The organism is Natrononativus sp. DTA114 (assembly GCF_059736515.1).
The window spans coordinates 13,449-25,597 of record NZ_JCASSN010000007.1 but is presented as its reverse complement, the minus strand read 5'-3'; the positions used below and the strand labels follow the sequence as shown (position 1 = coordinate 25,597).

The following is a 12,149-nucleotide window of genomic DNA, read 5'->3' as shown; positions in this document are numbered from 1 at the left end:
CTCGTGCCCCGGGGAACTCGCTGCGTGAAAACGGTGCGCGGGTGTTATGTGCGTGCCGTGCTAACTGCAAACGGGACGGGGGAAGATGATCGAATTTATCAAGGAAGTGGTGGCTCGAGGGGACGACGCCGTCGTCTACGAGTGTCGCCGCTGTGGAACAATGGTCGACAGCGAGGAAACACCGTGTCCGGTCTGTGATACCGCAGATATCGCCACGATTCAGACGCGATAGCTGTTCGCCGCCGCGATCGGCTGGCTCGTGTCCGAGGTGAACGGGCCGACTCGGTTCGCTACGGGCGGACACCGGGAGCCGGACGCTTCGAGAGCCGGGGCTGCATCGACGACACGGGCGACGACGCCCGACGTTCAACCCTCAGAGATGGTCCTGTTCTTTCAACTGCTCGATGACGTCGTCGACGAAGGCGTCGACGTTCTCGTAGGGGAAGTCGCCGCCGTCGAGTTTGGTGTTGAGCTCCATCGCCGTCATCGAGAAGTCCTCGGACTCGAACTTCGTTCCCGGCCCGTTCGGGAGTGCCGGAACGAGATCCATCGGACTCGAGATGGGGTAGTCTGCGCCTTCGAATGCCTCGGTCATCTGCTCGCGGAGTTCTGCTTCGTCTGCCATTGCACCCGGTCGTTCACGCGGATAAATATTAAACCTGTTGAGAGCACCAATAGCCGACGACGCGTGTTCGAAGCTGCGACGACCTGTCCGGATCGGATGGTGTGCCCGAAACAGTCATTACGATTCGGTAACGTGTTTTGCACGTATGGCGAAGGACACCGTCAGATACCCGGACGACGTCGTCGAGGAGATCGACGCCCTCGTCGACGACGGCATGTTCGAGAGTAAATCCGAGTTCTACCGGTTCTCTGCGGAGTACGTCCTCACGCTGGTCAATCCCGACCACGAGGTCGAGACGTTCAACTTCGACGAGATCAAGGCCGAACTCGACATCGACGAGCAGTCGCGTCTGGGAACGGTCGGCACCGACGGTGGCACGTTCTTTCTCGACGCCGTAATCACGATCCGGAAGTACGGACTCCGCGGGAACTACGAGGCTGCAGAGCGCTTTATCGACACGCACTACGATCCGACCGATCAGGAGTGTCTGATTCTCGAGGAACTCCTCGGGACCTACCGGAACGGCGGTGACGGCCGGTCGGCCTGATGCCAGAACCTCGATTCACTGGCGACCGGTTCGGTTCCGTCGACTGCGTCTCACCGAGTGAAGCCACTGGCCGGTGGCGACAGGGACGAGGACGGTGATTCCGCTGAGGAATCCGAGAAAGTGTCCGGCCCAGGCCCGGTTCTCGAGGAGAAACAGATCGACCGTCGACCCGAGGAAGATCACGACCGCACTGAACTGGAGTGCGACCGCCAGGTTCGAGGTCCCCTGCTCGACGTGATCGGCGAGGAGCCAGGCGGCGGCCAGCAGGTACGCGCCGCCGATACCGACCAGGACGGCCGAAAGGACGCTCGAGCCGGTCGCTCGGACCGCGGGAACGGCCGCGGCCAGCGAGAACAGACCGATCCCCACGAACGCGGGTGGGAGCGAGCGCTCGAGCGCTCGCCGCTGGTGGAGCGCGATCGAGACGGCGAGCAGCGCGAGCAGCGCCGCCGTGACGATCGAGAACCCGGCGCCGCCGGGCGAGTCACCGGGCGGGGCGGGCGTCCAGCGAACGTATAGCTCGAGCAACCCCGCGGTCAGCGGCGGGGCGGCGAGCAAGACCGTGGCGAACAGGACGTAGTAGCGCCGCCGCTGTGTCCGCCCCAGCAGGGCGAAGGCGGTCGCCACGAGGACGACGTAGCCGAACAGGTTGGTGAGCAGATGGGCGAGGTTCGCGTGGCCGAGCGTCGACCAGTAGGCGTCACCGACGCCGCTGCTACCCGGCTGGTAGAGAAACGTTTCGTAGGAGATCGGCGCGACGTACGCGAGAACCAGAACCGCGGGGACGAGAGCGTGGACGAGAACGTCCGAGGGGGTGACGCGGGCGCCGGGGATCCGACTCTCTCGGGCGCTCATAGGCGGGTACGGTCGATAGTCAGGGCGTCCGCTCGAAAGCGTCTTTCGACGCGGTGCCCGAGCGCCGTCTCCGACTCCGCTCGGCGACACACGTCTTGCACTTCCTAAACTGTGTACACATTCTGAACGGTGTGCTCCGTCGCCGCCGACTCACGGTTGGTCGCGATCCGGGCGCTCGTTCACTCGAGGTCCGCCCCGACGGCCGCTTCGATCGACGAGAAGCCGTCGCGCTCGAGCAACTCGACCAGCCCCCGGTTGATTTCGCGGGCGGTCGCGGGGCCGTTGTAGACGAAACCGGTGTAGAGCTGGACGAGCGACGCCCCGGCTCTGATCTTCGCGTAGGCGCTCTCGGCGGAGTCGACGCCGCCGACGCCGACGATCGGTAACTCGGTGTTCTCGGCGAGCAGGCGAACGACGCCCGTCGACCGGTCCTCGAGCGGTTTGCCGCTGAGCCCGCCCCACTCCTCGCGCTCGCTGGCGGAGAGCCCCTCCCGCGCTGTCGTCGTGTTCGTCGCGACGATTCCGTCCAGATCGAACGTCTCGACGATCTCGAGCAGTTCGAGCACGGACTCGTCGGGCGAATCCGGCCCGATCTTGACCAGCATCGGCACCCCGGCGTCGTTTTCGGCCTCGAGGGTTTCGAAGATCGCCCTGAGGTGCTCCGGGGACCCCTCGTCGAACTCCTCGGGGGTGTTCGGACAGGAGACGTTGACGACGACGTAGTCGGCGAACCCTGAGAGCCGATCGAAGACGCGCCGGTAGTCCTCGAGCGCCTCGGTTTCGTCGGAGGTGTTCATCTTCCCGATGTTGATCCCCAGCGGCACGTCCGGCCTCCCGTCGGTCTCGAGCCGTTCTCGGACGCGCTCCATCCCGTCACCGTTGAACCCCATCCGGTTGATCATCGCCTCGTCCTCCAGAAGGCGAAACAGCCGAGGTTTTCGGTTTCCGGGCTGGGGATAGGGGGTGACGGTGCCGATTTCGACGAAGCCGAATCCGAGCGCCGCGAGCGCATGGGTCACCTCCGCGTTCTTGTCGAACCCGGCCGCGACGCCGACGGGGTTCGGGAATCGGTTCCCGAACAGGTCGACAGTGAGCGCCGGGTGGTCGACGCGGTAGGCGCGTTCGAGTGCGAGTCGCCCCGGGCGAGTCGTCTGTCCGGCCCGAAGTGCCCGTTTCCCGAGCGTGTGTGCGAGTTCCGGGGGGAGTTGAAACGCGAGAGAGCGAGCCCTCGAGTAGAGCGTCATCGGCTCTAGTTGGCGCGTTCCGGTACGTAAGTGCCTCGGGACGACACCGATCGGTCCCGGTCAGACGTTCACGTTCGTCGAACTATGTGAGGGTTCCTCACGAAATCGGGCGAAACTGACCGGCAGAATTGACCTGTATCGCCCGAAAGCCGGCGGATAACGAAATAGTTTTCCTGCGGGTGCCGCTTGGATCGACTATCAACGGAGAGCCATGAGCATCATACACCGGTCGGTCGGAGGGGTCGTCCGTGGCGGCTGAGCACGTACTCGTTCCCCTGTCTGAGTCGATTACTGTCCGGCAAACGGTGGCCCACGCCGTCCAGTCACGACTCGAGGACGCGACAGACGACCTCGTCTGTCATCTCGTCGTCGCGGTTCCGTACGACGCGGAGATCCCCGAGGGGCAGCGAACGATCGACGATGCGCGACAACTTCTCGATCGGGCCGAGCGGTGGGTTCGCGAGGACGCGGGCGAGGCGACCGTCGAGATCGAAACGGCCGTCCTCGGCACCGATGAGTACCTGTTCGGGCCGCGAGATTACGCCAAGGCACTCACGGCGTACGCCGAGGAAAACGACCTCGATTGCGTGATTCTCGACCCGGAGTACAGCCCCGGCGCGACGGCACCGATACTCAGGCCGCTCGAGCGCGAACTCACGGACGTCGGGCTCCGGTACGAGGAGGCGCCGGTCGAGCGGTCGGCCCGCCACGAACGGCTGGTCGGCGCCGAGAGCCGCGGTAAACTCTTCGCACTGTTCGGGATCTCGCTCGGGTTCTATCTCGTCCTTGGCGACCTCTTCTACTGGTTCGACTGGGTGACCGGCGTCGCGGTCGCCGGGATCGTCGCGCTCACGCTTTCGAACGTAACGTTCGCGACGTCACCGACCCTTCGAACGTCCCCCATGCGGACGCTCCGGTTCGCGCTGTATGTTCCATACCTCATCTTCGAGATCGTCAAGGCGAACCTGTTGATCTCGATAGTTATTCTGCGGCCGTCGATGCCAATCGATCCAAAACTCACGCGGGTCAACGCGAAGGTCCGAAGCGGTCTGCCGCTGCTCGCACTGGCCAATAGCATCACGCTTACGCCGGGGACTCTCACGGTGCGGGCGAACGACCAGCGACTGGTCATCCACACCCTGATCGCCGACGCCCGCGAGGATCTCTTCGACGGTGCCTTGGAGCGGGCGATCCGGTTCGTCTTCTACGGCCGGGAGGCAGCGGCGGTCGCGACGCCTCGAGAGCGCGGCGACACGGAGATAATCGGTGGTGACGAGCTGTGACTGCCGATCTCATCAACGACGTCTTTCTGGTGGCTGCGGCGCTGTTCGTCGTGCTCGCGATCATGATGTTCTACCGGGCGGTCGCGGGGCCGACCACGCAGGACCGCCTGCTCGCGGTGAACGTCCTCGGGACGAACACCGTTGTCATCCTCGCGCTGCTCGCCGCCGGCCTCGACGAGCCGTGGTTTCTCGACATCGCGCTGATCTACGCGCTGCTGAACTTCCTGATGTCGATCGCCATTTCGAAGTTCACCGTCGAACGGGGTGGTGTGCTGTGATCGAGACGATCCGGCTCTGGGCGATCCTCGTCCTGGTCATCTTCGGTCTGTTCTTCACGTTCGTCTCGGCGGTCGGCGTCATCCGCCTCCCGGACGTCTACGCTCGCGCCCACACCGCGTCCCAGACTGACACCCTGGGGGCCGGTCTCGCCCTCGCAGCGGTCGCGATCGCGCTCGGCTGGCAGCACGCGACGGTGTACACCGTCCTCCTGCTGTTTTTCGTGTTCATCACCAATCCGACCGCAGCCCACGCGATCGCCCGCTCGGCCGCGGAGACCGGGATCGAGCCCTGGACCGCCGACGACGAGGAGGGTGAGAGCCGATGAGCGCCGTCGCCTACACCCTCGTTGTGTTCATCCTCGCGACCGCGGTCGCCACGGCGCTGTTCCGGGACGTGCTCTCGGCGATCGTCGTCTTCGGCGCCTACAGCCTCGGGATGGCGATCCTCTACACCTATCTGCTCGCACCCGACGTCGCGATGACCGAAGCCGCCATCGGCGCCGGCGTGACGACGATCCTGCTGTTGCTGACGATCGCGCGGACGACCCGCCCCTCGACCGACAAACTGTTCGAGTCGATCAACGTGGCGGGCGTGATCGCCGCCGGCGCGTTCGTCCTCGTGCTCCTGACGTTACTGCCGGAGATGTACGCGGTCGGCGATTCGGACGCCCCGATCTGGGGTGGCGGCGTGCTCTCCGAAACCCCATCGCTCTACTACGTCCAGAACACCTACGCCGATACAGGCGCCCAGAACGCCGTGAGTGCGGTGCTGGCATCCTATCGTGGGTTTGACACCTTCGGCGAGGCCGTCGTCGTCTTTGCGGCGGGACTCGCCGTTCTTCTCGTTCTGAAACGGGAGGTGTTCACCTGATGAGTTCTGACGGTCACAACTACGACGACACGTACACCGAGAGCCAGGTCATCCTGACCGCCGTGAAGATCATCGCCCCGTTCACGCTCACCTACGGGCTGTTCATGACGTTCCACGGCGCCGACACCCCCGGCGGGAGCTTCCAGGGCGGCGCCATCATCGGCGTCACGGTGTTGATGCTCGCCTTCGCCTTCGGCATCGAACCCACCCGCCAGTGGCTGCAGAACTCGCTGGTCGTCGGCCTCGTCACCGGCGGCGTCACCATCTTCATCGCCACCGGCTTCGCCACGATGGCGCTCGGCTACAACTTCCTCGAGTACCGGGCGTTCGAGGAGGCGTTCGGCATCGCCCACTACTGGGGGATGGAGGCGATCGAAGTCGGCGGCGTCGCGCTGATCGTCGCCGGCGTCGTCATCACGCTGTTCTTCGCGATGGCGGCCGGCTTTACCCCCGAGCGGCGCACCCGCACCGACGGGGGCTCCGGCCGCTCGGACGCCGACGGCGGATCGGAGGTGAGAGACGATGATTGAGGGCGCACTCGAGGTGCTCGCCACGCGGTACGCTTACGCGCTCATGTTCGTCCTGATGGGGATCGGGATGTACATGATGATCGCGAGCCAGAACCTCGTCAAGAAGCTGATCGGGGTCAACCTCTTCCAGACCGCGATCTTCCTGTTCTTCGTCGCGGTCGCCTACGTCGAGGGCGGGAAGGCGCCGGTCGTTCCGGCCGATCCGAACCCCGGCGAACTCGCGATGGCCAGCCCGCTTCCCCACGTGATCGTCTTAACCGCCATCGTCGTCGGCATCGCGCTGACGGCAGTCGGCCTCGCGCTCATCATCCGCATCTACGCGGAGTACGGGACGCTTCGAGAGGACACCCTCCGGGAGGTGCGCGCCGATGAGTGAACTCGCCGAACTGTTGCCGGCGCTGCTGGTCGCGGTTCCGATCTTGCTGGCGGCCGTGCCGGTCGCGCTCGGTCTGCGGTACGCCCGGACCGGCTGGTCGGTCGCCGCGGTGACGACCACCACGCTGTTCGCCGCGGCGGTCTACCTAGCGGGTGTCGTCTACGAAACCGGTCGCGTCGTCCACGTGCTAGGTGGCTGGGACGAACTCCAGGGGATCGGCATCGAACTCGTCGCCGACGAGTTCTCCGTGCTGATGGTCCTGATCGTCACCGCCACCGCTGCTGCCGTGTTGCTCTTTACGCGTGCAGGAGGTCCGCGGGGGAACACGTTCTACGCCGGCTACCTCTTGCTCGTCGGCGGGTTGCTCGGACTTTCGCTGACCGGCGACGTCTTCAATATGTTCGTCTTCCTCGAGATCGTCGGCCTGGCGACCTACGCCATGATCGCTAGCGGTGACGGTCCCGAGTCGGCCGTTGCAGCACTCAAATACCTCATCCTTGGGACGCTGGGTGCATCGCTGTACCTGATCGGCGTCGGCTTCCTCTTCATGGCGACCGGCGCGCTGAACATGGAGGTGCTCGGGGGGGCGATTCCGCAGGTTGCCGAGGCCGGCGGCGGCGACCTGACGCTGCTGCACGCCGCCTTCGCGTTCATCTTCATCGGCTTCGCGATCAAGGTCGCACAGTGGCCGCTGCACACCTGGCAGCCCGACGCCTACCAGCACGCGCCCGACGGCGTGACGCCGCTGATCGCGGCGCTCGTCTCGACCGTCTCCGCCTACGCGCTCGGGCGGATCATGTACGACGTCTTCGGCCCCGAGTTCCTCCTCGCGACGCCGTACGCGACCGAGATCGTCGTTGTCGTGGGTTCGGTGAGCGTCCTCGCGGGTAGCATCCTCGCGGTGATCCAGCAGGACGTCAAGCGGATGTTCGCCTACTCCTCGGTTGCCCAGTTCGGGCTGATCGTCGCCGCCTACGGGCTGGTCACGCAGACGGCGTTCGTCGGTGCGGTCTTCCACCTGATCGGTCACGGCATGCTGAAAGCGGGGCTGTTCCTCGCCGCGGCCGTGATCGCGCTCAGCTACGGTGCGCGTACCGTCGACGAGTACGCGGGCCTCGCCGGCCGCCGGCCGGTCGCCGCCGGTTCGATGGCCGTGTTGCTGATCGCGCTGATCGGCATCCCGCCATCGGCCGGCTTCGTCGGCAAGTGGTACATCGCCGTCGGCGCGATCGAGGCCCAGGCCTGGTCGGTCGCCCTCGTCATCTTCCTTTCGACGATGCTCACGCTCGCGTACGCCGCACGGCTGCTCGAGAAGATGTACTTCACCCCACCAACGCCCGTCGAATCCCCCCACCCGCCGGGGATCGCGACCGACGGCGGCGAAGGTGGTGACCGCCCCGACAGCGGTGAGAATACGCCCCCGACGGTTCGCAACGACGTGGGAAGGGGCAGACCCTCGGCCGTCACCGCGGAGATGCTCGCGCTGCTCGTCCTCGCGGCGATCACGGCCGTCCTCCTCGGCTTCGCGGGTGACGCGTTCTTCGACCTGCTCGAGCCGTTCACCTCGGAGGTGTTCAACTAGATGACTGAAGAATCTATCCTGCCGCTGGCCGCCGTGCTCGTCTCGGCGATCGCGGTCGTCCTCATCGTCGCGTCGCACCGTCATCCGAACGTCCGCGAAGGCTGGTCCGTGCTGGCCGCGCTCGCAAAGTTCGGCATCGTCGCGAGCATGATCCCCGGCGTGATGGACGGCACCGTCTACGAGTGGAGCCTCGCGGAGAGTACCGGCTGGGACTTCGTCTTCGGCATCGACTTCGCGCTTCGCGCCGACCCGCTCGGCCTGCTGTTCGCGTTGCTCGCGAGTTTCCTCTGGATCTTCACCTCGTTCTACGCGGCGGGCTACATGCGCGGGCTCGACGAACACGCCCAGACGCGTTTCTTCGCCTCCTTCGCGGCCAGCCTGTCGACGGCCGTGGGGATCGCGTTCGCCTCGAACCTGCTCACGATCTTCGTCTTCTACGAACTGCTGAGCCTCGTCACCTACCCGCTGGTCGCTCACAACGAGGATAGCGAGGCCCGGATCGCGGGCCGGAAGTACCTTACCTACACGTTCTTCGGCGGCGGGGTGTTCCTGCTCGCCGGGACCGTGCTGGTCTACTGGCTCACCGAGATGCACGGACCCGAGGGGGCGACCCTCACCTTCGAGGCCGGCGGGATGAGCGCCCTCGCGGACGCGGCCGCGGCCGATCCGACGATCGCCCAGGCGGCCTTCTACCTCCTGATCGCCGGCTTCGGCGTGAAGGCGGCCGTGATGCCGCTTCACTCGTGGCTCGCCGACGCGATGGTGGCGCCCACCCCCGTTTCCGGGCTGCTCCACGCGGTGGCGGTCGTCAAGTCCGGCGCCTTCGGGGTCGCGCGGGTGATCCTCGAGGTATTCGGCGTCGACACGATCCGCGAGCTTCCACTGACCGTTCCCGTCGTCGGTGAGGTCGGGCTGAACATCCCGATCGCCGTTCTCGCTGCCTTCACTCTCACCGCGGCGAGCATCATCGCGCTCCGAAAGGACCACCTCAAACGCCGGTTGGCGTACTCGACGACGGCCCAGCTCTCCTATATCGTGCTGGGGCTCTCGATGCTCAACCCGTTCGCGGTCTTCGGGGCGCTGTTGCACATTCCCGCCCACGCGTTCGGGAAGCTCACCCTGTTCTTTTGTGCGGGAGCGGTCCACGTCGAGACGCACACCGACTACGTCAGCGAGATGGCCGGCATCGGCAAGCGGATGCCGCTGACGATGTCCGCCTTCGCGCTGGGGTCGGCCAGCATGGCTGGCATCCCGCTGCTCGCCGGCTTCGTCAGCAAGCTCTACCTGCTGATCGGAGCCGGCTCCATCGGCGGCGCCTACTGGTGGTTCGCGACCGCCCTGATCGTCTCGGGCGTGCTCAACATCGCCTACCTCTGGCCGGTCGTCTACACCGCGTTCTTCGAGAGCGAGGACCGCCACGACGCCAAACCGCTGCTCGAGTTCCCGCTCGGCGGTCGGATCGAATCCTACGGCATCGCCGCGGGACAGCTCGCGACCGACGGTGGAAACGCCGCGGACGACACGGACGACGAGGAGTACGAGTATGCTGTCGACAGGTATCCGAGCGACCACACCACTGAGGATGAGACGAGTCACGAGGGCCACGCCGACGACCACCACGACCACGGCGACCACCACCACGGCGGGCCGCCGGAGGGCGGCTGGGTTCGCCACTCGCCGTTCACGGAGAGCACCTGGCTCATGCTCATGCCGATTACGGTCATCATTACGGGCGCGGTCGTCCTGGGACTCGTTCCCGACTACGCCGTCTTCCTCGAGCTGGTCGGCTACATCGTCGAGGAGGCGACCGGGGAGGTGATCCTCGATGGAAACTGAGGCTCTATCGATGGTCTACCCGCCGCTGCTGGTGTTCGCCGCGGCACTGTTGATCCTCGTCCTCCCGCGCGCGATCGGCTTCGCGTTCGGGGCGCTCAGCCTCGTCGGCGTCGCCGCAATCGCACTGTTCGCGCCCGAGGGGGCGCTTCTGAGCGGCACCTTCCTCGGCTTCGAGGTCCAGCCGTTCTACATCGACGACGAGGGCTTCACGCGGCTCGTGGCGCTGGGGCTCGGCTTCCTCGGCACCTTCGCCGTGATCTACGCCTACTCGAGTGAGGCCACCAGCGTGATGGCCGCCTTCGCACTCGCCTACGTCTCGAGCGCCATCGGGGCCGTCTTCGCGGGCGACTGGCTCACCCTCGTCTTCATGTGGGAGATCATGGCGGTGACGAGCACGCTGCTCGTCTGGCACTACGGCGGCACCGCGGTGCGGGCGGGCTACCGATACGCCATCGCCCACGGGATCGGCGGGAGCCTGGTGCTGTTCGCGGTGATCGCCCACTACGCTCAGGAGGGCTCGTTCCTCTACGGCGCGGGCGTCGACGGCGACGTCGGCATCGGGCCGGGGATCCCCGCGATCCTCGCCGTGCTGGGGATCGGCGTGAACGTCGCCTTCATCGGCTTCCACACCTGGCTGCCGGACACCTACCCACAACCCCACTTCGCCGCCTCGGTTTTCCTCGCGGCGTTTACGACGAAGACGAGCGCGCTGATCCTGTATCGGGCGTTCCCCGAGGGCCACCTCTGGCTCGCCTACATGGGCGGGCTGATGGCCGTCTACGGCGTCGTCTTCGCGCTGCTCCAGCACGACATGCGCGCGCTACTCTCCTATCACATCCAGGCCCAGCTGGGGTACATGGTCGCCGGCATCGGGATCGGCACCGCAATCGGCGTCGCCGGCGCGATGGGCCACCTGTTCAACAATATCCTCTACAAGAGCCTGCTGTTCATGGCCGTCGGCGTCGTCATCTACCGCACGGGCGAGAACGATCTCTACAAACTCGGCGGGCTCTGGAAGGAGATGCCGATCACGGCGGTCGCGTTCGCTATCGGCGCACTCTCCATTACCGCCGTCCCCGGCTTCAGCGGCTTCATCAGCAAGGGGATGATCTTAGACGCCGCGAACCCGCACTACTACGGCGGTTCGGAGTACCAGGCACTGTACTGGCTGCTCTTTCTCGGCGCTATCGGCACGTTCCTCTCGTTCATCAAACTCGGCTACTACGTCTTCCTCCACGGGCCTGCCGACCGCTCTGTACCGGACTCGAGGCCCGGCCAGAGCGTCTCGATGCTCTCGGTGGGCGGCGCGTGTCTGCTCCTCGGCCTGCCGGCGCTCGGCTGGCCGGTGTTCGCCGATCTGTTGCCGCTGATCGACGGGACGCAGTTCCTCGGCCCCGGCGGCGAGGACCAGTTCCTCGACCCCTACAGCTTCAGCCACCTTCGGGATGCGCTGATCCTGATCGTCGTCTCCGTGATTGGGTTCAGGCTCATCCGCAAGCCGCTGTCGAAACTCGACTACGCGGATCCGGCGCTGGTCGTCAACCCGGCGACGTTCTACCTCGGACGCGCCTCGATGCGCGCCGTGACGGAAACCTACGCCGCGGTCGACGCCGCCGCCGTTTCCCTCGTCCGCCGGTGTTACTGGGCCGGCAACAACCCCGCCCTGGCCGTCGACAGCACTGCCCGGCGACTGCCGAACTGGGTCGTCGAGGTCGACGAGCGCCGCCCGGCCGACGGCGGCCGCCCGTCGACGATCCACCTGCGAGCGAGCATCGGGCTGACGGTGCTCCTGTTGACCGTCATTCTGACGGTCGTTCTCTGGCTGCTCGTCTGATTTTCGGCCGCTGTTGGCTCCCGTTACCGTTCAGTACGACCGGGATACTCCGCGAAGACATCCGCCTGGAACCCGTCCGCCGGTGGCAGCATAGCTCGAGCGCTGGCGACTCTCTCGTCCGCTCGCACTCGCCGTCGGGTCACCGTCCCCACGAGGCTAGCCCGAAACTACCGCCGGACACGCGTCGAATAACAATTACACGAGAGAGGGTCTGGCGGCATAGATGAGGGCGAACGCTCTATCCACACAGCCGGCCCTGGCACAGAGGATCCGAGACACGACCGCGAC

Annotated in this window: 14 protein-coding genes; 11 read left to right on the top strand and 3 right to left on the bottom strand. The window is 65.9% G+C overall.

Annotation, left to right across the window (positions count from 1 at the left end):
• Nucleotides 1–85: 85 nt before the first annotated feature.
• On the top strand, nt 86–232 hold the full coding sequence (locus tag AC6I6S_RS19760) for a hypothetical protein (protein ID WP_497952625.1): 147 nt from the start codon (nt 86–88) through the stop codon (nt 230–232).
• Between the two features lie 141 nt (nt 233–373).
• On the opposite strand, the gene AC6I6S_RS19755 is transcribed toward AC6I6S_RS19760, so the two are convergent.
• Nucleotides 374–625: an MTH865 family protein gene (locus tag AC6I6S_RS19755; RefSeq protein ID WP_497952624.1), complete on the bottom strand. Its 252-nt coding sequence runs from the start codon at nt 623–625 to the stop codon at nt 374–376.
• Between the two features lie 145 nt (nt 626–770).
• Here AC6I6S_RS19755 and AC6I6S_RS19750 point away from each other — a divergent pair, with 145 nt between their 5' ends.
• Nucleotides 771–1,172, top strand: a complete 402-nt coding sequence (locus AC6I6S_RS19750; RefSeq protein ID WP_497952622.1) for a ribbon-helix-helix domain-containing protein — start codon at nt 771–773, stop codon at nt 1,170–1,172.
• Between the two features lie 15 nt (nt 1,173–1,187).
• On the opposite strand, the gene AC6I6S_RS19745 is transcribed toward AC6I6S_RS19750, so the two are convergent.
• Together AC6I6S_RS19745 and AC6I6S_RS19740 are read right to left on the bottom strand one after the other, a co-directional pair.
• Entirely contained in the window at nt 1,188–2,027 is an 840-nt protein-coding gene (locus tag AC6I6S_RS19745; RefSeq protein WP_497952621.1) for a hypothetical protein, read from the bottom strand.
• Nucleotides 2,028–2,206: 179 nt separating this feature from the next.
• On the bottom strand, nt 2,207–3,271 hold the full coding sequence (locus AC6I6S_RS19740; protein WP_497952620.1) for a quinone-dependent dihydroorotate dehydrogenase: 1,065 nt from the start codon (nt 3,269–3,271) through the stop codon (nt 2,207–2,209).
• Between the two features lie 248 nt (nt 3,272–3,519).
• On the opposite strand from AC6I6S_RS19740, the gene AC6I6S_RS19735 reads away from it, so the two are divergent.
• The 9 genes from AC6I6S_RS19735 (at nt 3,520) to AC6I6S_RS19695 (ending at nt 11,861) form a co-directional block, all read left to right on the top strand.
• Entirely contained in the window at nt 3,520–4,554 is a 1,035-nt protein-coding gene (locus AC6I6S_RS19735; protein ID WP_497952619.1) for a monovalent cation/H+ antiporter subunit E, read from the top strand.
• Between the two features lie 62 nt (nt 4,555–4,616).
• Nucleotides 4,617–4,832 carry a cation:proton antiporter gene (locus AC6I6S_RS19730; RefSeq protein ID WP_497952814.1) on the top strand — a complete coding sequence of 72 codons (216 nt, stop codon included), beginning with the start codon at nt 4,617–4,619 and terminating at the stop codon, nt 4,830–4,832.
• The gene (gene mnhG, locus AC6I6S_RS19725) at nt 4,829–5,158 is read left to right on the top strand and encodes a monovalent cation/H(+) antiporter subunit G (protein ID WP_497952617.1); all 330 of its coding nucleotides are present in this window, start codon (nt 4,829–4,831) and stop codon (nt 5,156–5,158) included. The genes AC6I6S_RS19730 and mnhG overlap by 4 nt, the downstream gene beginning before the upstream one ends.
• On the top strand, nt 5,155–5,703 hold the full coding sequence (locus tag AC6I6S_RS19720; protein WP_497952615.1) for a DUF4040 domain-containing protein: 549 nt from the start codon (nt 5,155–5,157) through the stop codon (nt 5,701–5,703). Before mnhG ends, AC6I6S_RS19720 begins: the two co-directional genes overlap by 4 nt.
• Nucleotides 5,703–6,233: an MnhB domain-containing protein gene (locus tag AC6I6S_RS19715; protein ID WP_497952613.1), complete on the top strand. Its 531-nt coding sequence runs from the start codon at nt 5,703–5,705 to the stop codon at nt 6,231–6,233. The genes AC6I6S_RS19720 and AC6I6S_RS19715 overlap by 1 nt, the downstream gene beginning before the upstream one ends.
• Entirely contained in the window at nt 6,226–6,609 is a 384-nt protein-coding gene (locus AC6I6S_RS19710; protein ID WP_497952611.1) for a cation:proton antiporter subunit C, read from the top strand. The genes AC6I6S_RS19715 and AC6I6S_RS19710 overlap by 8 nt, the downstream gene beginning before the upstream one ends.
• Nucleotides 6,602–8,191, top strand: coding sequence for a proton-conducting transporter transmembrane domain-containing protein (locus AC6I6S_RS19705; RefSeq protein WP_497952609.1), 1,590 nt, complete (start codon nt 6,602–6,604; stop codon nt 8,189–8,191). Before AC6I6S_RS19710 ends, AC6I6S_RS19705 begins: the two co-directional genes overlap by 8 nt.
• Nucleotides 8,192–10,027, top strand: coding sequence for a proton-conducting transporter transmembrane domain-containing protein (locus tag AC6I6S_RS19700; RefSeq protein ID WP_497952608.1), 1,836 nt, complete (start codon nt 8,192–8,194; stop codon nt 10,025–10,027).
• Complete coding sequence (locus AC6I6S_RS19695) at nt 10,017–11,861, top strand: Na(+)/H(+) antiporter subunit D (protein ID WP_497952606.1); 1,845 nt, start codon at nt 10,017–10,019, stop codon at nt 11,859–11,861. The genes AC6I6S_RS19700 and AC6I6S_RS19695 overlap by 11 nt, the downstream gene beginning before the upstream one ends.
• Nucleotides 11,862–12,149 lie beyond the last annotated feature (288 nt).

Excerpts from the sequence above, each read along its gene's own strand:
- AC6I6S_RS19760 (WP_497952625.1), top strand. The coding sequence starts at position 86 with ATGATCGAATTTATCAAGGAAGTGGTGGCTCGAGGGGACGACGCCGTC.
- AC6I6S_RS19755 (WP_497952624.1), bottom strand. The coding sequence starts at position 625 with ATGGCAGACGAAGCAGAACTCCGCGAGCAGATGACCGAGGCATTCGAA.
- AC6I6S_RS19750 (WP_497952622.1), top strand. The coding sequence starts at position 771 with ATGGCGAAGGACACCGTCAGATACCCGGACGACGTCGTCGAGGAGATC.
- AC6I6S_RS19745 (WP_497952621.1), bottom strand. The coding sequence starts at position 2,027 with ATGAGCGCCCGAGAGAGTCGGATCCCCGGCGCCCGCGTCACCCCCTCG.
- AC6I6S_RS19740 (WP_497952620.1), bottom strand. The coding sequence starts at position 3,271 with ATGACGCTCTACTCGAGGGCTCGCTCTCTCGCGTTTCAACTCCCCCCG.
- AC6I6S_RS19730 (WP_497952814.1), top strand. The coding sequence starts at position 4,617 with ATGATGTTCTACCGGGCGGTCGCGGGGCCGACCACGCAGGACCGCCTG.
- AC6I6S_RS19720 (WP_497952615.1), top strand. The coding sequence starts at position 5,155 with ATGAGCGCCGTCGCCTACACCCTCGTTGTGTTCATCCTCGCGACCGCG.
- AC6I6S_RS19715 (WP_497952613.1), top strand. The coding sequence starts at position 5,703 with ATGAGTTCTGACGGTCACAACTACGACGACACGTACACCGAGAGCCAG.
- AC6I6S_RS19710 (WP_497952611.1), top strand. The coding sequence starts at position 6,226 with ATGATTGAGGGCGCACTCGAGGTGCTCGCCACGCGGTACGCTTACGCG.
- AC6I6S_RS19705 (WP_497952609.1), top strand. The coding sequence starts at position 6,602 with ATGAGTGAACTCGCCGAACTGTTGCCGGCGCTGCTGGTCGCGGTTCCG.
- AC6I6S_RS19700 (WP_497952608.1), top strand. The coding sequence starts at position 8,192 with ATGACTGAAGAATCTATCCTGCCGCTGGCCGCCGTGCTCGTCTCGGCG.
- AC6I6S_RS19695 (WP_497952606.1), top strand. The coding sequence starts at position 10,017 with ATGGAAACTGAGGCTCTATCGATGGTCTACCCGCCGCTGCTGGTGTTC.